Annotated in this window: 18 protein-coding genes; 11 read left to right on the top strand and 7 right to left on the bottom strand. The window is 69.9% G+C overall.

Features of this window, described 5'->3' with window-relative positions:
- The 3 genes from Q4F04_RS06050 to Q4F04_RS06060 form a co-directional block, all read left to right on the top strand.
- On the top strand, positions 1–726 hold a 726-nt coding region (locus tag Q4F04_RS06050), incomplete at its 5' end, for a UDP-N-acetylglucosamine--N-acetylmuramyl-(pentapeptide) pyrophosphoryl-undecaprenol N-acetylglucosamine transferase (protein ID WP_303368939.1).
- Positions 723–2147, top strand: coding sequence for a UDP-N-acetylmuramate--L-alanine ligase (gene murC / locus Q4F04_RS06055; RefSeq protein ID WP_303368940.1), 1425 nt, complete (start codon positions 723–725; stop codon positions 2145–2147). The genes Q4F04_RS06050 and murC, both read left to right, overlap by 4 nt.
- A gap of 4 nt (positions 2148–2151) precedes the next feature.
- On the top strand, positions 2152–2433 hold the full coding sequence (locus tag Q4F04_RS06060) for a hypothetical protein (protein ID WP_303368941.1): 282 nt from the start codon (positions 2152–2154) through the stop codon (positions 2431–2433).
- Positions 2434–2506: 73 nt separating this feature from the next.
- Here Q4F04_RS06060 and betC read toward each other — a convergent pair whose 3' ends face one another.
- Positions 2507–4009 carry a choline-sulfatase gene (gene betC, locus Q4F04_RS06065; protein WP_303368942.1) on the bottom strand — a complete coding sequence of 501 codons (1503 nt, stop codon included), beginning with the start codon at positions 4007–4009 and terminating at the stop codon, positions 2507–2509.
- Complete coding sequence (gene choX, locus Q4F04_RS06070) at positions 4006–4950, bottom strand: choline ABC transporter substrate-binding protein (protein WP_303368943.1); 945 nt, start codon at positions 4948–4950, stop codon at positions 4006–4008. The genes betC and choX overlap by 4 nt, the downstream gene beginning before the upstream one ends.
- 123 nt (positions 4951–5073) lie before the next feature.
- Here choX and murB point away from each other — a divergent pair, with 123 nt between their 5' ends.
- The 8 genes from murB (at position 5074) to recN (ending at position 15127) form a co-directional block, all read left to right on the top strand.
- Complete coding sequence (gene murB / locus Q4F04_RS06075) at positions 5074–5997, top strand: UDP-N-acetylmuramate dehydrogenase (protein WP_303368944.1); 924 nt, start codon at positions 5074–5076, stop codon at positions 5995–5997.
- A gap of 199 nt (positions 5998–6196) precedes the next feature.
- The gene (locus Q4F04_RS06080; RefSeq protein WP_303368945.1) at positions 6197–7084 is read left to right on the top strand and encodes a D-alanine--D-alanine ligase; all 888 of its coding nucleotides are present in this window, start codon (positions 6197–6199) and stop codon (positions 7082–7084) included.
- Positions 7072–8091 carry a cell division protein FtsQ/DivIB gene (locus tag Q4F04_RS06085; RefSeq protein WP_303368946.1) on the top strand — a complete coding sequence of 340 codons (1020 nt, stop codon included), beginning with the start codon at positions 7072–7074 and terminating at the stop codon, positions 8089–8091. The genes Q4F04_RS06080 and Q4F04_RS06085 overlap by 13 nt, the downstream gene beginning before the upstream one ends.
- Before the next feature lie 26 nt (positions 8092–8117).
- Positions 8118–9455, top strand: a complete 1338-nt coding sequence (ftsA, locus tag Q4F04_RS06090; protein ID WP_303368947.1) for a cell division protein FtsA — start codon at positions 8118–8120, stop codon at positions 9453–9455.
- Between the two features lie 199 nt (positions 9456–9654).
- Entirely contained in the window at positions 9655–11244 is a 1590-nt protein-coding gene (ftsZ, locus tag Q4F04_RS06095) for a cell division protein FtsZ (protein WP_303368948.1), read from the top strand.
- 232 nt (positions 11245–11476) lie between these two features.
- A complete protein-coding gene (lpxC, locus tag Q4F04_RS06100) occupies positions 11477–12415 on the top strand; it encodes a UDP-3-O-acyl-N-acetylglucosamine deacetylase (RefSeq protein ID WP_303368949.1) in 939 nt (312 codons plus the stop codon).
- Positions 12416–12582: 167 nt separating this feature from the next.
- Positions 12583–13425, top strand: coding sequence for an outer membrane protein assembly factor BamD (locus tag Q4F04_RS06105; RefSeq protein WP_303368950.1), 843 nt, complete (start codon positions 12583–12585; stop codon positions 13423–13425).
- Between the two features lie 28 nt (positions 13426–13453).
- Positions 13454–15127 carry a DNA repair protein RecN gene (gene recN / locus Q4F04_RS06110; protein ID WP_303368951.1) on the top strand — a complete coding sequence of 558 codons (1674 nt, stop codon included), beginning with the start codon at positions 13454–13456 and terminating at the stop codon, positions 15125–15127.
- Positions 15128–15145: 18 nt separating this feature from the next.
- Here the strand turns inward: recN and Q4F04_RS06115 are convergent, their stop codons facing one another.
- The 5 genes from Q4F04_RS06115 to Q4F04_RS06135 form a co-directional block, all read right to left on the bottom strand.
- Positions 15146–15541 (bottom strand): hypothetical protein, encoded by a 396-nt coding sequence (locus Q4F04_RS06115; RefSeq protein ID WP_303368952.1) that lies wholly within the window; start codon positions 15539–15541, stop codon positions 15146–15148.
- A gap of 56 nt (positions 15542–15597) precedes the next feature.
- Positions 15598–16485, bottom strand: a complete 888-nt coding sequence (mmsB, locus tag Q4F04_RS06120) for a 3-hydroxyisobutyrate dehydrogenase (RefSeq protein WP_303368953.1) — start codon at positions 16483–16485, stop codon at positions 15598–15600.
- Positions 16482–17489 (bottom strand): enoyl-CoA hydratase/isomerase family protein, encoded by a 1008-nt coding sequence (locus Q4F04_RS06125; protein ID WP_303368954.1) that lies wholly within the window; start codon positions 17487–17489, stop codon positions 16482–16484. The genes mmsB and Q4F04_RS06125 overlap by 4 nt, the downstream gene beginning before the upstream one ends.
- Positions 17489–18634, bottom strand: coding sequence for an acyl-CoA dehydrogenase family protein (locus Q4F04_RS06130; RefSeq protein WP_303368955.1), 1146 nt, complete (start codon positions 18632–18634; stop codon positions 17489–17491). Before Q4F04_RS06130 ends, Q4F04_RS06125 begins: the two co-directional genes overlap by 1 nt.
- 143 nt (positions 18635–18777) lie before the next feature.
- Entirely contained in the window at positions 18778–20277 is a 1500-nt protein-coding gene (locus Q4F04_RS06135; protein WP_303368973.1) for a CoA-acylating methylmalonate-semialdehyde dehydrogenase, read from the bottom strand.
- Positions 20278–20299: the final 22 nt, after the last annotated feature.

Below are 20299 nucleotides of genomic sequence, written 5' to 3' on the forward strand. Positions count from 1 at the left end.
ATCCATGAACAGAACGGCATCATGGGCCGGGTGAACCGCATCTTGGCCCGCCGGGTGGACCGGGTCGCCTGCGGCACATGGCCGACCGATCTGCCCAAGGGGGTCAGGGGCCTGCATGTCGGCAACCCGGTGCGGCAGGCGGTGCTGGACCAGGCAGGCGCGCCCTATCAGCCGCCCGGCGACGGGTTGCTGAAGCTGCTGGTGATCGGCGGCAGCCAGGGGGCGCGGGTGCTGTCGCAGACCGTGCCCGCCGCCGTGGCGGCCCTGCCGGACGAATTGCGGGCGCGGCTGCAGGTCAGCCATCAGGCCCGGGCCGAGGATGCGGGGCGCGTCACCCGCGCCTATGCGGACGCCGGCATCCGGGCCGAGGTGCAGCCCTTCTTCACCGACGTGCCGGAACGGCTTGCGGCCTGCCAACTTGTCGTCAGCCGGGCGGGGGCGTCCTCCATCGCCGACATCACCGTGATCGGGCGGCCCGCGATCCTTATTCCCTATGCGGCGGCGGCGGGCGACCACCAGACCGCCAACGCCCGCGCATTGGCGGAAACCGGCGCAGCGGTCGTGCTGCCCGAATCCGTGCTGGACGCGGGCAGCCTGACACGCGATCTGCGGGCGATCCTGACGGACGCATCCCGCGCCCGCCGGATGGCGGAAGCCGCGCTCTCCCTGGGCCGCCCCGATGCGGCGGCCCGACTGCATGACCTTGTGACGGAACTGACCCCATGAACGCAGCCACCAAGCTTCCCGGAGAACTCGGGCCGATCCACTTCGTGGGCATCGGCGGCATCGGCATGTCCGGGATCGCCGAGGTGCTGATGACGCTGGGCTATACGGTCCAGGGATCGGACGCCAAGCGGTCCAAGATCACCGACCGGCTGGAAAAGCTGGGCGCCACGGTCTTCGAGGGCCAGCGGGCCGAGAACATCGGCGACGCGGGCGTGGTCGTGATCTCGACCGCCATCAGGAAGGGCAACCCCGAGCTTGAGGAGGCCCGCCGCCGCGGCCTGCCCGTCGTCCGCCGGGCCGAGATGCTGGCCGAACTGATGCGGCTGAAATCCAACATCGCCATTGCCGGGACGCACGGGAAGACCACCACCACGACGATGGTGGCGACGCTGCTGGACGCAGGCGGGCTGGACCCGACCGTCATCAACGGCGGCGTGATCCACGCCTATGGGTCGAACGCGCGCGCGGGCGCGGGCGAGTGGATGGTGGTCGAGGCCGACGAATCGGACGGCAGCTTCAACCGCCTGCCCGCGACCATCGCCATCGTCACCAACATCGACCCCGAGCATATGGAGCACTGGGGCAGCTTCGACGCGCTGCGGAAGGGCTTCACTGACTTCGTGTCGAACATCCCCTTCTACGGCCTCGCCGTCTGCTGCACCGACCACCCCGAGGTTCAAAGCCTCGTCGGCCGCGTCACCGACCGCCGTGTCGTGACCTTCGGCTTCAACGCCCAGGCCGACGTGCGCGCCGTGAACCTGCGCTATGAGGATGGCATCGCGCATTTCGACGTGGCCCTGCAGGGCGAACGTGACGACAACGGCGAGGTGCCGATGATCGAAGGCTGCACCTTGCCGATGCCGGGCGACCACAACGTGTCCAACGCCCTGTCGGCCGTCGCCGTGGCGCGTCACCTCGGGCTGAAGCGGTCGCAGATCCGCGATGCGCTGGCGAATTTCGCGGGCGTGGGACGGCGCTTCACCAAGGTGGGCGAGGTGGGGGGCGTCACCATCATCGACGACTACGGCCACCATCCGGTCGAGATCGCCGCCGTCCTCAAGGCCGCGCGGCAGGCGACCAAGGGCCGCGTGATCGCGGTCCACCAGCCGCACCGCTATTCGCGGCTGTCGAGCCTCTTCGACGATTTCTGCACCTGCTTCAACGAGGCCGACGTGGTCGCCATCGCCGAGGTCTATTCGGCGGGCGAGGACCCGATCCCCGGCGCCTCGCGCGACGATCTCGTGGCCGGGCTGATCGCCCATGGCCACCGCCACGCCCGCGCGGTGATGGACGAATCGGACCTTGAACGGCTCGTCCGCGAACAGGCGCGGCCGGGCGACATGGTGGTCTGCCTCGGCGCGGGGACGATCAGCGCCTGGGCCAACGGGCTGCCCGAGCGGCTGACGCTGAAGGCGGCCTGAGGGCATGATCGGGGACTATGCCCTGCCGGCGGCGCTGGCGGTGACCCTGCCGGGAATGCTCGCTTGGGCCAGCGGGCGGCGCTTCGGCCTTGCGGGGCTGATCGCCGTGATGATCCTCGTCGGCGTGATGGCGATCGTCGGCTGGAACCTGACCCTCGAGGTGCTGACCGGCGACGACCAGCTGCGCCGGTCGTCGATCATCTTCTTCGTGGTGGTGCCGGGGATCGTCTCGGTCGTCCTTGGCGCCATCGCCGGCTTCTGGGAGGCGCACCGGCGGCGCCTGTGAGTGCCGCAGCAGGGGGGCTTTCCGCCCCCCGCCGCTTCGCCTGCCTCGCTGATATTCGAAACCGTCCGAAGCGCTATTCGCCCCGCGGGAAGCGCTTGCTTTCTTCGAGGATGTCCAGGTTCATGTGATTGCGCATGTAACGCTCGGACGCCTGCATGAGCGGCTGGTAGTCCCAGGGGAAATAGGCGCCGTTCCGCAGCGCCTCGTAGACGATCCAGCGGCGGGCCTGCGACTGGCGCACCTCGGCGTCATAGGCGGGCAGGTCCCATTGCGCCTCGGCCATCGCCCGCAGCCGTGAGAGCGTTTCGGCATGGGCCGGGTCGTCCGCGAGGTTCACGCGCTCCTCGGGGTCTGCGTCCAGGTCGAACAACTGCTCGGGATCGGCAAGGCAGCGGGTGTATTTCCACCGGCCCTCGCGGATGCCGACAATGGGCGTGACCGAGGCTTCCGCCGCATATTCCATCAGCACCGGCGGGGCCGCCGCGCCCGAGGCCACGGCAACCAGCGACTGCCCGTCCGTCCAGGGCGCGATTTCGTCCAGCGAGATGCCGGCGAGTTCCCCGAGCGTCGGCAGCACGTCGATGGTGGACACCGGCCTGTCCACCCGGCCTGCAGGCATTTCCGGCGCCGCGATCATCAGGGGCACGCGGGCGGACGGCTCGAAGAAGTTCATCTTGAACCACAGCCCGCGCTCTCCCAGCATCTCGCCGTGGTCGGACAGGACGACGATGACCGCCTTTTGCCGGGTGTCGCGCAGCACGGCCATGATCTCGCCGATCTTGTCGTCGATATAGCTGATGTTGGCGAAATAGCCCTGCCGGGCGCGCCGGACCTGCTCGGGCGTAAGGTCATATTTCCGCCAGTCGCAGGCATCGAGGATGCGCCGCGAATGTGCGTCCTGTTCTTCGTAGGGAATCGGCGCGGGCGGTTCCAGTTCCGGCGCCCCTTCATACAGGTCCCAGTAGCGGCGGCGGGCGACGAAGGGATCGTGCGGATGGGTGAAGCTGACCGTCAGGCACCAGGGGCGCGGATCGGCGCCGCGCGACAGGTCGTAAAGCTTGCGGCAGGCGTTATAGGCGACCTCATCGTCATATTCATACTGGTTGGTGATCTCGGCCACGCCCGCGCCGGTGATCGAGCCCATGTTGTGATACCACCAGTCGATCCGTTCGCCGGGGCGGCGGTAGTCGGGGGTCCAGCCGAAGTCGGCGGGATAGATGTCGGTGGTCAGCCGCTCCTCGAATCCGTGCATCTGGTCGGGGCCGACGAAATGCATCTTGCCCGACAGGCAGGTGTGCCAGCCCGCGCGGCGCAGGTGATGGGCATAGGTCGGGATGTCGGAGGCGAACTCGGCCGCGTTGTCATAGACCCGCGTCCGCCGCGGCAACTGCCCCGACATGAAGGCCGCCCGCGCGGGCGCGCAGAGGGGCGAGGCCGTGTAGGCATTGGCGAAGCGGGCCGAGCGGTCCGCCAGCGCCCGCAGGTTCGGCGCGTGCAGGAAGGGGGCGGGACCGTCGGGGAACCAGACCCCCGACAACTGGTCCGCCATCAGGATCAGGATATTGGGACGGCTCACTTCAGCAGCTCGTCCCTGGCGGCGGCGGTGCCGTCCTGGCCGTCCAGCGTGGTGACACCGGCGGTCCAGCGCTCGATCAGGTCGGGCTTGTCGGCAAGGTAGGCTTCCGCCGCCTGCGGGCCGGTCATCGCCTCGTCAAGGATCAGCGCCATCAGCGCGTTCTCCGTCTCCACGTCGAAGGTCAGTTGCGTCAGCAGCCTGGCCGCGTTGGGGCAGCGCGCCGCCCAGTCCCTGCGGGCCAGCGTATGGACGCTGGCGCCGCCGAAATCGGGGCCGAACTCCGCGTCGCCCCCGGTCAGCCAGGTGATCTGGTGCGCCACGTTCATCGGGTGCGGCGCCCAGGCGAGGAACACCGTGGGCGTATCCTGCTGGTCGTTGCGGGCGACCTGCGCCAGCATCGCCTGCTCGCTCGATTCGACCAGTTCCCAGTCGCCGAGGCCGAACTTGTCCGCCTGGATCATGCCGGCGACCGACAGGTTGGCGGGCGCCCCCGGCTCGATGCCGTAGATCCGCCCCTCGAAGGCGTCGCGATGGCTGTCGAGATCGGCGAAGTCCCGGACCCCCAGCGCCGCGCCCGCCGCGTTGACGCCCAGCGTGAACCTGGCGCCTTCGAGGTTCACGGCCAGTTCCTCGACCTGCCCCGAGGCGTCCAGATCGGCCCGGAAGGCCTGCTGCGCCGGCATCCAGTTGCCCAGGAAGGCGTCGGTCTGCCCGGTCTTCAGCGCCTCGTAGCCGATCGGCACCGACAGGGACCGGATGTCGGGCCGGTAGCCCAGCGCTTCCAGCAGCACATGGGCCACGCCGTTGGTCGCGGTGATGTCGGTCCAGCCCGGATCGGACAGCCGGACGGTTTCGCAGGACGCATCCTCGGCCAGTGCCGGGGCGGCAAGGCCAAGCGCCAGCGCGGCGGTCAGGGCGGCGGAACGGGCGGGCAGGGGCATCGGGTCTCCGGTCTTGGGGCGCAGGGGCGCCGGTGTCGCGGGATGGTGGCGCGGGCACCGGGGCATTGCAACCGGCTTGCCCGGCGGGACCCCCTGCCCTAGGCGGGGCCTGCTGGAAGGAGCATGCCGATGACCAACCCGCCGCCCATCCGGGGCACGCTGACCCAAAGTCGCCCGCTGGCCGACCTGACATGGCTGCGCGTGGGCGGCCCCGCCGACTGGCTGTTCCAGCCCGCCGACCAAGACGACCTGGCGCTGTTCCTGCGGAACCTCGTGCCCGAGGTGCCGGTCTTCCCCATGGGCGTCGGCTCGAACCTGATCGTGCGCGACGGCGGCATCCGCGGCGTGGTGATCCGGCTCGGCCGCGGCTTCAACGGCGTCGAGACCGAAAACGGCATGGTCCACGCAGGCGCCGCCGCGCTGGACATGCACGTCGCCCGCCGCGCGGCCGAGGCCGGGCTCGACCTGACCTTCCTGCGCACCATCCCCGGCACCGTCGGCGGGGCGATTCGGATGAACGCGGGCTGCTACGGTTCCTACGTCGCCGACCATCTGGTGCAGGCCGAGGCCGTGACCCGGCAGGGCGAGCTGCGGGTGCTGACCCCCGGCGACCTGCGATTCGCCTATCGCTCGTCGGCGCTGCCCGAGGGCTGGGTGCTGACCCGCGCCACATTCCGCGCCGTGCCCGGCGACCCGCAGGCGCTGGCCGCGAAGATGGAGGAGCAGCTTGCGACACGCGATGCCTCCCAGCCGACGAAGGACCGCACCGCCGGGTCCACCTTCCGCAACCCGGCAGGCTACAGTTCCACCGGGCGGGCGGACGACAGCCACGATCTCAAGGCCTGGAAGCTGATCGAGGACGCGGGCCTGCGCGGCCACCGCCTTGGCGGCGCGCAGATGAGCGAAAAGCACCCGAACTTCCTGCTCAACACCGGCGGGGCCACGGCGGCCGATCTCGAGAATCTGGGAGAGCTTGTCCGCGCCCGCGTCCGCGCGGCCAGTGGCCATGACCTGGCGTGGGAGGTCGTGCGGGTCGGCGAGCGCTGATCGCGCGGAACGTGTGTTCGCCGCGCGAACCCCCTTCCCCCGGCCACGGCTTTGTGACTATCATCACCGCATCGAACAGCGCCGTCCAAGGCGCGGCGGAACCGGGGGCGAAGATCCCCGAATCAGTCCCCGGCTTACGGGGCGAAAGGCAGATGTGGCGGGCAGGTCGAGCAGGACAGCCCACACCGTAGCGGTCCTGATGGGCGGCCCCTCGGCGGAACGAGAGGTGTCGCTATCGTCGGGGCGCGGATGCGCGGATGCGCTGCGGGTGGCGGGATACGAGGTGGTCGAGATCGCGCTTGGCCCGGATGACGGCGCGAGCCTGCCCCTGCGGCTGGCGGAAGCCCGTCCCGATGTGGTCTTCAACGCGCTGCATGGCCGCATGGGCGAGGATGGGCGCGTCCAGGGCCTGCTGGAATGGCTGGGCTACCGCTATACCCATTCGGGCGTGCTGGCCTCGGCGCTGGCGATGGACAAGACCCGCGCCAAGCAGGTCTTCCGCGAGGCCGGGCTGCCGGTCGTCGACAGCGTGCTGGCCAGCCGCGAGGACGCGCGGGCCGAGCATCTGCTGCCGCCCCCTTATGTCGTGAAGCCGAATGACGAGGGCTCGTCCGTCGGCGTCTATATCGTCCGCGAGGGCGACAATCTCCCGCCCTTGTCCGACGACATGCCCGACGAGGTCATGGTCGAGGCCTATGCGCCGGGCCGCGAGCTGACCACCACCGTCCTCGGCGACCGGGCGCTGGGCGTGACCGAGATCGTGACCGACGGCTGGTACGACTACGAGGCCAAGTATTCGGCGGGCGGCTCGCGCCACGTGGTCCCGGCCGAGATCCCCGATCAGATCACCCGCGCCTGCCTTGATTACGCGCTCAGGGCGCATGACGCGCTGGGCTGCCAGGGGCTGTCGCGCAGCGATTTCCGCTGGGACGACTCGCGCGGCCTGGACGGGCTGGTGATCCTTGAGACGAACACCCAGCCCGGCATGACGCCGACCTCGCTCGCCCCCGAGCAGGCGGCGCTGGTGGGCATCGATTTCCCCGCGCTCTGCCGCTGGATCGTGGAGGACGCGCTGTGTCGGGACTGAAGCATCTCACCCGGACCTTCCAGGCCGCCCGCCTGCCCGCGCCCATGCGCCGCGCGGGCGCGCGTCCGCAGCCTGCCGCCGCCCCGCGGCGGGAACCGGGACCGTCGCGGCTGGCCTACCGGCTGAACCGGCTGTGGCTGACGCCGCTTTACCGGCGGCTGTTCCGCGTCGGCGTTCCGATCCTCGTGATCTGCGCCTTTGCGGGGGCATGGCTGGCCGACGACACCCGCCGCGCCAACCTGACCGGCGCGATGACGGCGATGGTGGACCGCGTCCAGTCGCAGGACGCCTTCATGGTCCACCGCATGGACATCGAGGGCGCATCCCCCGCCGTGGACAAGGCGCTGCGCGCCATGCTGCCGGTGACGCTGCCCGCGTCCAGCTTCGACATCGACCTGCCCGCGCTGCGCGTGGCGGCGGAACGGCTGGACGCGATCGAGAAGATGGAACTGCGGATCCAGCCCGGCGGGGTGCTGTCGGCCGTGGTGACCGAACGGACCCCGGCGATCCTGTGGCGCCATGCGCGGGGGCTGGACCTGCTGGACGCGGGCGGCCATCGCGTGGCCTCGGTCACCTCGCGCGACGTGCGCACCGACCTGCCGATGATCGCGGGCGAGGGCGCGGGCCGCCACGCCGCCGAGGCGCTGGCGCTGATCGACGCGATCGGCCCGATCCTGCCGCGCCTGCGCGGGCTGGAACGCATGGGCGAACGGCGCTGGGACGTGGTGCTGGACCGCGGCCAGCGGATCATGCTGCCGACCGACCGGCCGCTGCCGGCGCTGAAGCGGGTTCTGGCCATCGACCGCGAGGACGGGCTTTTGTCCCGCGATGTGGTGGCCGTGGACATGCGCGACCCCGCGCGCCCGGTGCTGCGGATGGGGCTGACCGCGCAGAACACGCTGCGCCGCGCCGCCGGGCTGCCGGAACTGGACGCCGAGGGCAACGAGATCGACCCCGAGGACGGGGCAGGGGGCGGCGCCAGAACCGCAAGCGCGACGCGCGGCTGACGATAGGGACAGGGGGACGAACGGGGATGCGCGATCTTTACGAGGCCCAGCGGGCGATGCGGCAGGCGCGCCGCACGGCGATGGCGCGGGGCGTGCTGGCGCTGCTGGACATCGGGACCTCGAAAGTGACCTGCATCATCCTGGAATTCGACGGCCCCGGCCAGTTCCGCGGGACCGACGGGGTCGGGCCGATGGCCGGGCAGTCCTCGTTCCGGGTGATCGGCCAGTTCACCACCCAGTCCCGCGGCGTCCGCTATGGCGAGATCGAGGCCATGGCCGAAACCGAGCGCTGCGTCCGCCACGCGATCCAGGGCGCGCAGAAGCAGGCGGGGGTCCGCGTCGATCACGTCATCGCCACCATCTCGGGCGGCCGTCCCTCCTCCTACGGGCTGGCCGGAGAGGTGGCGCTGCGGTCGGGCAAGGTGGCCGAGGCCGACATCGGCGCCGTGCTGGCCGCCTGCGACGTGCCCGATTTCGGCCGCAACCGCGACGTGCTGCATGCGCAGCCGGTGAACTTCGCGGTCGATTCGCGATCCGGCCTGTCGGACCCGCGCGACATCGTGGGCAACCGGCTGGCCGTGGACATGCACGTCCTGACCATCGACAGCGCCACCGTGTCGAACCTGATCCACTGCATGCGGCGCTGCGACCTGGAGCTCGCGGGCCTCGGCTCGGCGGCCTATGCGGCGGGCCGGGCGGCGCTGGTCGAGGACGAGCAGGAACTGGGCGCCGCCTGCATCGACATGGGCGGCGGCGTCACCGGCGTGTCGCTGTTCCTGAAAAAACACATGCTGTTCGCCGATGCCGTGCGAATGGGGGGCGAGCTGGTCACGCGCGACATCAGCCAGGGATTGCGGGTGCCGATGGCGGTGGCCGAATGGCTCAAGACCCGCCACGGCGGGCTTGAGGCCACGGGCCGCGACGACCGCGAGATGATCCCCGTCACCGACGAGAACGCGGGCGACCACGGGGGCGAGCGCCGGCATGTCAGCCGCGCCGACCTGATCGGCATCATGCGCCCGCGGGTCGAGGAGATCTTCGACGGCGTGCGCGAGATCCTGGACGCCGCGGGCTTCGACCAGATGCCCGCCCGCCAGGTGGTGCTGACCGGCGGCGGCAGCCAGATCCCCGGCCTCGACACGCTGGCGACCCGCATCCTGGGCTACAACGTGCGGATCGGGCGGCCGCTGCGGATACAGGGGCTGGCCCAGCAGCACACCGCCGCCTGCCATGCCGCGACCGTGGGGCTGGCGCTGCACGCGGCCAACCCGCAGGACGAATGGTGGGACTTCGAGATGCCTGCCGAACGGGCCGGGGTCGCGGGCCTTGGCCGGGCGATCCGCTGGTTCCGCGCCAACTGGTAGCGCTGCCGCTGCGCGCTGTCGCACCCGGTTGCACTATCGGCGGCATACCGCCACAACCCGCCCCGATCGGGCGGCGAATCGGCGGAAAGCGGACGATTGGTAAGTGACGCGAAGGCTCAATCTGATACCTTCGCGGCAAAAGAAGCAGATTCGACCGGGCGCCCGACGCTCCGGCAGGCAAACAGAAGGGCAGGCGGCGATGAATCTGAACCTGATGATGAGCGATGACGAGGAACTGCGCCCGCGCATCACCGTCTTTGGCGTCGGCGGGGCCGGCGGCAATGCTGTCAACAACATGATCGAGAAGCAACTGGACGGCGTGACCTTCGTGGTCGCCAACACCGACGCGCAGGCGCTGGCGCAAAGCCGTTCGGAAGCGCGCATCCAGCTTGGCCCCAAGGTCACCGAAGGACTGGGCGCGGGGGCCAAGCCCTCGATCGGGGCCAAGGCCGCCGAGGAAACGATCGAGGACATCGTCGATCACCTGATGGGCGCGCATATGTGCTTCATCACCTGCGGCATGGGCGGCGGCACCGGCACCGGCGCGGCCCCGATCATCGCCCAGGCCGCGCGCGAGATGGGCATCCTGACCGTCGGCGTCGTGACCAAGCCCTTCCAGTTCGAGGGTTCCAAGCGGATGCGGCAGGCCGACGAGGGCGTCGAGAACCTGCAGAAGGTCGTCGATACCCTCATCATCATCCCCAACCAGAACCTGTTCCGCATCGCCAACGAGAAGACCACCTTCACCGAAGCCTTCGCCATGGCCGACGACGTGCTGTATCAGGGCGTCAAGGGCGTGACCGACCTGATGGTGCGCCCGGGCCTCATCAACCTCGACTTCGCCGACGTGCGCGCGGTGATGGACGAGATGGGCAAGGCCATGATGGGCGCGGGCGAGGCCACGGGGGACAACCGCGCCGTGGAAGCCGCCGAAAAGGCCATCGCCAACCCGCTTCTGGACGAGATCAGCCTGCATGGCGCCAAGGGCGTCCTCATCAACATCACCGGCGGCCATGACCTGACCCTGTTCGAGATGGACGAGGCGGCCGAGAAGATCCGCGAGAAGGTCGATCCCGAGGCCAACATCATCGTCGGCTCGACGCTCGACCCGTCGCTGGAAGGCGCGGTCCGCGTCTCGGTCGTGGCCACCGGCATCGACAGCTCCGCCACCGCCGAAGCCCCGGCCCCCCGCCGCGGCCTGAAAGAGCCGCTGACCCAGAACCCGACCGTCGGCCGCGCCCCCGCGCCCGCGCCCGAGGAAGCCCCGGTCCGCCGCAGCCCGGTCATGGAGGCCCCCGCCGCGCGTCCCGCCCCGGCCGCCGAGGATCTGCCGGAACCGGCCTACCGCCCGGCGCCCGAAGCCGCGCCCGAGCCGCGCGTCCAGATCCGCACGGACACCCGCAGCATGGACCAGCGGCTGAACGACCCGGCCAGCGACTTCACCGCCCCCGCGCGGCCCCAGTCCCCGCGCCCCGAGCCGTCGCCGGCGGTCCGGGAACGCCTTGACCGCGCGCTCAACCGCGACACCGACGCTGCCCCCCGCCGTCCCGGCGCGCCCGAGCCCACCACCGCACAGGGCCGGATGTCGGGCCTTGGCCGGATGCTGAACCGCGTCGCCGGCACCTCGCCCGAGGCCGAGCGTCCCCGCCCCGAGACGATCGCCGAGCGGGTGAGCGACCGCATGGCCCGCGTCCGCAAGGCCGAGGCCGATTTCGACGACCTCGCCTCGCCCGATGCAGGCCAGGACAATGTCGAGATCCCGGCCTTCCTGCGGCGCCAGGCGAACTGACAGGGGGCGCGGGTTCACGAGAACCCGGCCCGCCCAAGGAACAGGGGAAAGGCCGCGAACGCGGCCTTTTCCTTTTTCCCGCCAGTTGTTTATGCCGGCATGTCCTTTCGGTGACGGTATGGCGGACCATGTTACAGGGCGTCACAATTCGTTAATTGAGAGACTCCCCGGCCGCGCCTACATCGATCCTGACACGGGAGCCCTTGCGTTCCCCAACAAGACGGACAGGACGATGCAAGCCACCCTCGCCACCCCCGCCCGCTTCACGGGTGCCGGGCTCCACTCGGGGCAACCGGCAAGGCTGACCATCAACCCGGCCCCCGCCGGGCACGGCATCATCTTCCGCCGCACCGATCTGGGCGGCGCGCGGATTCCTGCGCGCTGGGATCACGTCGTCCCCTCGCCGCTCTGCACCCTGTTGCAGGGCGAAAGCGGGGCCACCGTCTCGACCGTCGAGCATGTGATGGCGGCGCTGGTCGGCACCGGCGTCCACAACGCCCTGATCGACATCGACGGCCCCGAGGTTCCGATTCTCGACGGCTCGTCGGCGCCCTTCGTCGCGGGCATCCTCAAGGCCGGCCTGCGCCATTCGCCCGCGCCGCTGCGCGCCATCCGCGTCCTCAAGACCGTCGAGGTGCATCAGGGCGCGGGCTTTGCGCGCCTGTCGCCGTCGGACAGCCTGCAGATGGATTTCGCCATCGACTTCGCCGACGCGGCCATCGGGCGGCAGGAAAAGCAGCTCGACCTCGCCAACGGCGCCTTCCTGCGCGAGCTGATGGATTCGCGCACCTTCTGCCGGCAGGCGGATGTCGAGGCGATGAAGGCCAACGGTCTTGCCCTGGGCGGCACCTATTTCAACGCCGTCGTGGTGGACGGCGACCGGGTGCTGTCGCCCGGCGGCCTGCGCCACCGCGACGAGCCGGTGCGCCACAAGATGCTGGACGCCGTGGGCGATCTTGCGCTGGCGGGGGCGCCGCTGCTGGCGCGCTATACCGGCAACCGCGCCGGTCACGCGATGACGAACCGCCTGCTGCGGACGCTTTTCGCGACCGAGGGCGCCTGGGAATGGACCACCTGCACCCCCGAGATCGAGGAACAGCTTCCCGGCGCGGGCATCATCGCCCAGCGGGCCCCCGCGCCGGTTGTCGCCCGCGTCCGCGCCGTCGCCTGACGCGTGTAGCGGCCTGAAAAGGGCTGGCGCTGTGGTCACAACTGCCTGAACACAGGGCGACTTGCCCTTTTGCGCGGGTCCATGTTGTGTGCTAGGACAGCCGGGCCGCGCGGGCGTTGACAGGTGCGGGGCACGCGACCGCAGGACGACGGACAGACAGGACGGACATGGCATTCAGCAAAACGCGCCTCGTGCTCATGGCAGTCGCGCTGTCCCTTTCGCTGGCGGCTTGCGGGCGCGGCACGGTCTCGACGTCCGAGCCGCTGGACAACTTCACCGCCGAGGAAATCTACAAGCGCGGCGAATACGAGCTTGAGAACCGCAACCGCCCTCAGGACGCCGTCCGCTATTTCAGCGAGATCGAGCGGCTTTACCCTTATTCCGAATGGGCCAAACGGGCGCTGATCATGCAGGCCTATTCGCATCACAAGGCCCGCCAGTATGACGAGGCGCGCGGCGCCGCCCAGCGCTTCATTGACAACTATCCGGGCGACGAGGACGCGGCCTATGCCAAGTATCTGCTCGCGCTGTCCTATTACGACCAGGTGGATGAGGTCGGCCGCGACCAGGGCCTGACCTTCCAGGCGTTGCAGGGCTTGCGCGAGGTGATCGAGCAATATCCCGACAGCGAATACGCCAAGTCCTCGGTGCTCAAGTTCGACCTGGCCTTTGACCATCTCGCCGGGAAAGAGATGGAGATCGGCCGCTACTATCTCAAGCGCGGCCACCACACCGCGGCCATCAACCGCTTCCGCGTCGTGGTCGAGGATTTCCAGACCACCACCCACACGCCCGAGGCGCTGATGCGGCTGGTCGAGGCATACCTCGCGCTTGGCCTGACCGACGAGGCGCAAACGGCGGGGGCGATCCTAGGGCACAATTTCCGCTCGTCGCCCTTCTATGCCGACGCCTATGCGCAGTTGCGCGGGCGCGGGCTGACGGCGACGCCGCAGGGCGACAACTGGCTGACCCGCGTCTATCGCGAGGTGATCCAGGGCCGGTGGCTGTAACGGCCGCGGGCCGGCGGGGAACGGGCGCATGCTGCGGACGCTGGACATACGCGACATCCTGCTGATCGACCGGCTGTCGCTCGACTTCGCGCCGGGGCTGAACGTGCTGACCGGCGAGACGGGGGCGGGCAAGTCGATCCTGCTGGACTGCCTGGGCTTCGTGCTGGGCTGGCGGGGCCGGGCCGAACTGGTCCGCGCGGGCGCCGCGCAGGGCGAGGTCACGGCCGTCTTCGACCTTCCTCCGGGCCATCCCGCCCGGGCCGTTCTGGACGAGGCGGGGATCGAGGCCGAGGACGAGCTGATCCTGCGCCGGGTGAACGCCGCCGACGGCCGCAAGACCGGCTGGGTCAACGACCGCCGCGTCTCGGGCGAGGTGCTGCGGGCACTGTCGGACGCGCTGGTGGAACTGCACGGCCAGCACGACGACCGCGGCCTTCTGAACCCGCGCGGGCACCGGCTGCTGCTCGACGCCTTCGGGGCGCTGGACCTGTCGCAGGTCCGCGCCGCATGGACCGCCCGCCGGCAGGCGGCGGCGGCGCTGACTGATGCCGAGACGGCGCTGGACGCCGCCCGGAAAGAGGAAGACTTCCTGCGCCATGCCGTGGCCGAACTGGAAAAGCTCGACCCCCAGCCCGGCGAGGAAGCCACGCTCGACATCTCGCGCCGCCAGATGCAGGCGGCGGAACGGGTGCGCGGCGACGTGGCCCGCGCCTTGCAGATGCTCGCGGGCGCAGGCGCGGACCTCGGGGCCGAGGGGCTGATCGTCGAGGCAACCCGCTGGCTGGAAGGCGCGGCCGACAAGATCGGCGACAGCGACGATACGCTGGCCGAACCCTTGGCCGCCCTCTCCCGCGCCTCGATCGAACTGGGCGAGGCCACCCGCGGGGTCGAGGAGGCCCTGTCCCGCATGGACTTCGACCCCCGCGCGCTGGACGCCGCCGAGGAACGGCTGTTCGCCCTGCGGGCGCTCGCCCGCAAGCATGACGTGCTGCCGGACGATCTGGCGACCCTGGCCGCGGACCTGTCCGCCCGCCTTGCCGCGCTGGACGCGGGCGAGGCGCGGATGGGTGATCTCGGGCAGGCTCTCCGCGAGGCCGATGCCGCCTATGACGCGGCGGCGGGTCGGGTCAGCGCCGAACGGCGCGCGGCGGCCGGGCGGCTCGATGCCGCCATGGCCGCCGAACTTGCGCCGCTGAAGATGGAACGCGCCGTCTTCGAGACCCGCGTGACCGCAGGAGAGCCCGGCCCCGACGGCCGCGACAGCGTGGCCTTCACCGTCGCCACCAACCCCGGTGCCCCTGCCGGGCCGCTGGACCGCATCGCCTCGGGCGGCGAGTTGTCGCGCTTCCTCCTCGCGCTCAAGGTCTGCCTCGCCCGTGGCGGCGAGCCGCTGGTGATGATCTTCGATGAAATCGACCGCGGGGTAGGCGGCGCCACCGCCGATGCCGTGGGCCGCCGTCTCGCCCGGCTGGCCGAAGGCGCGCAGGTGCTGGTCGTCACCCATTCGCCGCAGGTGGCCGCGCTGGGGCAGCAGCATTTCCGGGTGGCCAAGTCGGTGACGGATGGCGTCACCACCTCGCGCGTGGCGGCGCTGGACGACGCCGAGCGGGTCGAGGAGATCGCCCGGATGCTCGCCGGCGAAGAGATCACGCCCGCCGCCCGCGCCGCCGCCATCGCCCTGCTGACCGCCGCGCCCGCCTGAACCCTCGGCCCCTCGCGGTCAGTCGAGGATCGCCTCGACGCTTCGGATCACCGACAGCACCTTGGCCGAGCGCGCCTCGATCCGCACCAGCCTGCCGTCGATGATGGCGTAATGCTGCCCCTCGGGCGGATCGGCCAGGCCGTAAAGTCCCGGCTTCCTGACAACATGCACGTCATTCCAATCGGCGATCCGGCCCACCAGCGGACCATGTGCCGCCTGTCCGGGCAGAAGGCATCCCCCGTCATCCCTTGCCTGCCCCGGTGGACAGCCGGGCGGGTCCTGCTGGACGATGACCACCCGCCCGTCCCTTTCCGCAGGGACAGGCGGGTTGTCCCGGGCCGCCTGATCCGTCAGCGCGGCCGGCGCAAACGCCAGGGCCAGGGCGGCACCCGCAAGGAAACCTGAAAGTTTCATCCTGCGTCCTTTCTGCTGTGGCTGAACCAACGCGCCACCGGCAGGCAGGTTTCGCCTCAGTCCTCCGGTCGGCCCCCACGGGCGCGTGCGGCAAGGCGCGGCAGCATGGCCGAGAAGTCGAGGCCCCGGCCGTCCTCGCGCTCGACGAAGTCGGCGTAAAGCCGCGTCGCCATCTCGCCCATCGGCGTATCCGCATCCGCGCTTTCGGCGGCCTGCTGCGACAGCCGCAGGTCCTTGAGCATCAGTTCGGCCGCGAAACCGGGCTTGTAGCCGTTGTCGGCAGGCGAGACCGGCCCCACGCCCGGCGCCGGGCAATAGGCGTTCATCGACCAGCTGTAGCCCGACGAGGTGGACACCACGTCGAACATCCGCGCGCGGTCCAGCCCCAGCTTGTCGGCCAGCGCGAAGGCCTCGCAGGTGGCGATCATGGTCACGCCCAGGATCATGTTGTTGCAGATCTTGGCCGCCTGTCCTGCGCCCGACTCGCCGCAATGGACGGCCTTCTGTCCCATGATGTCGAACAGCGGCTTCACCGTGGCGAAATCCCCGGCCGAGCCACCGACCATGAAGGTCAGCGTCCCCGCCGCAGCCCCGCCGACGCCGCCCGAGACCGGCGCGTCCAGCGTGCCCAGCCCCGCGGCTCGCGCCTGTTCCGCCACCGCCCGGGCGCTGTCCACGTCCACGGTCGAGCAGTCGCAGAGCACCGCCCCCGCCTGCATCACCGGGATCACCTGCCCGGCGACGCTGCGCAGGATCTCGCCGTTCGGCAGCATGGTGATGACCACCTCGGCGCCCCGCGCGGCCTCGGCTGCGCTGACGGCGGGGATGACGCCCTCGACATCCGGCGCCGCCACGTCGAAGCCGGTGACCTCGTGCCCCGCCTGCGCGAGATTGCGGGCCATCGGGCCGCCCATGTTGCCAAGGCCGATGAAGGCGACCTTCATGCCTGTTCCTCCCACGTCAGTTCCTCGGGGCCGAGATCGGCCAGCATCGCCTCCACCATCGCCGGGTCGGCCGGCGCCTTCCACGAGGGCTTGCGGTCCTTGTCGATGATCTGCGCCCGCACGCCTTCCAGGAAGTCGCTTTCCGCCGTCGCCCGGTGGGTGAAGCGGTATTCGCGCGACAGCGATTCCTGCATCCGCCGGTCGCCCCGCGCCGCCCTGACCATCGCCAGCGTCGCCGCCATCGACAGGGGCGAGTTGCGGCGCATCACCTTCAGCGCCTCGGCGTCGCCCGCATGTTCCAGCGCGCCGATGATGTCCTCGACCGTGCGGCCGCCAAAGGCCGACAGGTCGCGGCTTTCCAGTGCCGCCGGGGGCGGGGTCCCCCGTTTCAGGACCGAGATGTCGCCGGTTTCGGCCAACTGCTTTTTCACCGCCGCCCATTCGGCTTCCGGCAGGTAGATGTCGGCAAACCCCGCGTGGATGGCGTCGCCCGCCCCCATCCGCGCCCCGGTGAGGCCCAGATATTCCCCGATCCGCCCCGGCGCGCGGGCCAGAAGCCATGTCCCGCCCACGTCGGGGATCAGCCCGATGCCCGATTCCGGCATCGCCACCTGCGTCGTGTCGCCCACGACCCGGTGGCTGGCATGGCCGCCGATGCCGACGCCGCCGCCCATGACAAAGCCCTGCATGAAGGCGGCGATGGGCTTGGGATAGTCTCTGATCGCGGCGTTCATGCGGTATTCGTCCGCGAAGAACTGCTGCCCGATCCCGTGATCGCCCGCGCGGCCGCCGTGATAGACGGCGGCGATGTCGCCCCCGGCGCAGAAGGCGCGGTCGCCCTCGGCGTCGATGATGACCAGCCTGACCGCCGGATCGTCGCGCCAGCCGTCCAGCGCCGCCTTGATCGCATTGGCCATCTCGTGGCTCAGCGCGTTCAGCGCCTGAGGGCGGTTGAGGGTGATGCGGCCGGCGTTCCGGTCGCGTCGGATGTTCAGCTCGTCCATCAGCCCCTCTCGGCCAGCATGGCGCGGCTGACGATCAGCCGCATGATCTCGTTGGTGCCTTCCAGGATCTGGTGCACGCGCAGGTCGCGCACGATCTTTTCCACACCATAGTCGGCCAGGTAGCCATAGCCACCATGCAGTTGCAGGCAGCCGTTCGCGACCTCGAAGGCGCGGTCGGTGACATACATCTTGGCCATGGCGCAGAACTTGGTCGCATCCGGGGCCTTGTTGTCCAGCTTCCACGCCGCCTGCCGCAGGAAGGTGCGGGCGGATTGCAGCGCCACTTCCATCTCGGCCAGCCGGAACTGCAGCGCCTGGAACTGGTCGAGGCTTTTGCCGAAGGCCTTGCGCTCGCCCATGTAGACCAGCGTCCGGTCCAGCGCCGCCTGCGCGCCCCCCAGCGCGCCCGCGGCGATGTTCAGCCGCCCGCCGTCCAGACCCGCCATGGCATAGGCAAAGCCGCGTCCTTCCTCGCCCAGCAGGTTCTCGGCCGGGATCGCGCAGTCGTCGAACTGAACCACGGTCGTCGGCTGCGCCTGCCAGCCCATCTTCTGCTCCAGCGCGCCGAAGGACAGGCCCGGCGTGCCGTCCTCGACCACGACCGTGGAAATCCCCTTCGGCCCGTCCTCGCCCGAGCGCACCATGCAGACGTAAGCGTCCGAATAGCCGCCGCCCGAGATGAAGGCCTTGGTCCCGTTCAGCTTCCAGCCCTCGTTCGTCCGCTCGGCCCGCGTCCGCAGGGCGGCGGCGTCGGACCCCGAGCCGGGTTCCGTCAGGCAGTAGGAAAACACCTTCTTCATGCTGCAGAGGTCGGGCAGCCAGCGCTCCTTGTCCTCGGGCTTGCCGAACTTGTCGATCATGCCGCCGCACATGTTGTGGATGGACAGAAACGATCCCACCGCCGGATCGGCCATCGCCAGCGCCTCGAAGACCAGCGTCGCGTCCAGCCGCGTCAGCCCCGAGCCGCCGTAGTCCTCGGACACGTAAAGCCCGCCGAAGCCAAGCTCGGCAATGCGCGGCCACAGGTCCTTGGGGATGGTCCCCGCCGCTTCCCACTCACGCGAATGGGGGGCGATATGCTCGGCCCCGAAATCCCGCGCCATGTCGAAGATGGCCTGCTGTTCCTCGGTCAGTGCGAAATCCATGCGACCTCCCCTTGCATCCTCTTGCGGCCAAGACATCCGAGTTGCCACGCCTTCGCAACCCGGATGCCGTTCTTCTTCGTCCAAGTATCCTGCCGGGATCGTCGTATACGACGATGGGGCAGCGCCCCGGTCCGGCAGTCCCGTCAGTCCATCGCCTTGAAGTTGAAGGCCGCGCCTTCCTTGATCCCCGAAGGCCAGCGGCTCGTCACCGTCTTGGTGCGGGTATAGAAGCGGAAGGCGTCCGGCCCGTGCTGGTTGAGGTCGCCGAAGCCCGACTTCTTCCAGCCGCCGAAGGTGAAATAGGCCAGCGGCACCGGGATCGGGACGTTGATCCCCACCATGCCGATGTTGCAGCGGCTGGCGAAGTCGCGGGCCGCGTCCCCGTCGCGGGTGAAGATCGCGGTGCCGTTGCCGTATTCGTGGTCCATCGCCAGCTTCAGCGCTTCCTCATAGGAAGCCGCGCGGACGGTGGACAGCACCGGCCCGAAGATCTCGGTCTTGTAGATGTCCATGTCGGGCGTCACCCGGTCGAACAGATGCGGGCCGACGAAGAAGCCGTCCTCATAGCCCTGCAGGCTGAAGTCGCGGCCGTCCACGACCAGTTCCGCGCCCTGCTGAACCCCGGTTTCCACCAGCCGCAGGATGTTTTCCTTCGCGGCCTTGGTCACGACCGGGCCGTAATCCACGTCGTTTCCGGCGGTCCAAGGGCCGACCTTCAGCTTCTCGATCCGAGGCACCAGCTTCTCGATCAGCCGGTCGGCGGTTTCCTCGCCCACCGGCACCGCGACGGAAATCGCCATGCAGCGCTCGCCCGCAGCACCGTAGCCCGCGCCGACCAGCGCATCCGCCGCCTGGTCCATGTCGGCGTCGGGCATGATGATCATGTGGTTCTTGGCGCCGCCGAAGCACTGCGCCCGCTTGCCGGTCTGGGCCGCGCGCTCATAGATGTACTGCGCGATGGGGGTCGAGCCCACGAAGCCCACTGCCTGGATGATCGGGGAATCGAGGATCGCGTCCACGGCCTCCTTGTCGCCATGGACGACCTGCAGCACGCCGTCGGGCAGCCCGGCTTCCTTGAACAGCGCCGCGATCATGTTGGGCACGGTCGGGTCGCGTTCCGACGGCTTCAGGATCACCGCGTTGCCGGATGCAAGCGCCGGACCCAGCTTCCACAGCGGGATCATGGCGGGGAAGTTGAAGGGCGTGATGGCTGCCACGACGCCCAGCGGCTGGCGCATGGAATACATGTCGATGCCGGGACCGGCGCCGTCGATGAACTCGCCCTTCAACTGGTGCGGGGCGCCGATGGAAAACTCGATGACCTCAAGGCCGCGCTGGATGTCGCCCTTGGCGTCGGGAAAGGTCTTGCCATGCTCGGACGACAGCATCTCGGCCAGCTTGTCCATGTCGCGGTTCAGAAGCCGCACCATCTCCATCATCACCCGCGCGCGGCGCTGGGGGTTGGTCGCGCCCCAGGCGGGCTGCGCTGCGGCGGCGCGGGCGATGGCGTCATCCATCTCTGCCTTGGTGGCGAGATCCAGCTTTGCCTGCACCTCGCCGGTGGCGGGGTTGAAGACATCGGCGGTGCGGCCGGACGTGCCGGGCGCTTCCTGGCCGTCGATCCAGTGATGAACGGAACGCATCATAAGCTCTCCCTTGATTTCG

Source organism: Paracoccus sp. (in: a-proteobacteria) (assembly GCF_030536915.1).
In the GTDB taxonomy this organism is placed as follows: Bacteria; Pseudomonadota; Alphaproteobacteria; order Rhodobacterales; family Rhodobacteraceae; genus Paracoccus.

Coding starts and splice junctions, on each gene's coding strand:
- recN (WP_303368951.1), top strand. CDS start 13,454: ATGCTGCGGACGCTGGACATACGCGACATCCTGCTGATCGACCGGCTG.
- Q4F04_RS06080 (WP_303368945.1), top strand. CDS start 6,197: ATGGGCGGCCCCTCGGCGGAACGAGAGGTGTCGCTATCGTCGGGGCGC.
- Q4F04_RS06130 (WP_303368955.1), bottom strand. CDS start 18,634: ATGGATTTCGCACTGACCGAGGAACAGCAGGCCATCTTCGACATGGCG.
- choX (WP_303368943.1), bottom strand. CDS start 4,950: ATGCCCCTGCCCGCCCGTTCCGCCGCCCTGACCGCCGCGCTGGCGCTT.
- lpxC (WP_303368949.1), top strand. CDS start 11,477: ATGCAAGCCACCCTCGCCACCCCCGCCCGCTTCACGGGTGCCGGGCTC.
- Q4F04_RS06115 (WP_303368952.1), bottom strand. CDS start 15,541: ATGAAACTTTCAGGTTTCCTTGCGGGTGCCGCCCTGGCCCTGGCGTTT.
- Q4F04_RS06135 (WP_303368973.1), bottom strand. CDS start 20,277: ATGCGTTCCGTTCATCACTGGATCGACGGCCAGGAAGCGCCCGGCACG.
- Q4F04_RS06060 (WP_303368941.1), top strand. CDS start 2,152: ATGATCGGGGACTATGCCCTGCCGGCGGCGCTGGCGGTGACCCTGCCG.
- Q4F04_RS06125 (WP_303368954.1), bottom strand. CDS start 17,489: ATGGACGAGCTGAACATCCGACGCGACCGGAACGCCGGCCGCATCACC.
- ftsZ (WP_303368948.1), top strand. CDS start 9,655: ATGAATCTGAACCTGATGATGAGCGATGACGAGGAACTGCGCCCGCGC.
- ftsA (WP_303368947.1), top strand. CDS start 8,118: ATGCGCGATCTTTACGAGGCCCAGCGGGCGATGCGGCAGGCGCGCCGC.
- murC (WP_303368940.1), top strand. CDS start 723: ATGAACGCAGCCACCAAGCTTCCCGGAGAACTCGGGCCGATCCACTTC.
- mmsB (WP_303368953.1), bottom strand. CDS start 16,485: ATGAAGGTCGCCTTCATCGGCCTTGGCAACATGGGCGGCCCGATGGCC.
- murB (WP_303368944.1), top strand. CDS start 5,074: ATGCCGATGACCAACCCGCCGCCCATCCGGGGCACGCTGACCCAAAGT.
- Q4F04_RS06105 (WP_303368950.1), top strand. CDS start 12,583: ATGGCATTCAGCAAAACGCGCCTCGTGCTCATGGCAGTCGCGCTGTCC.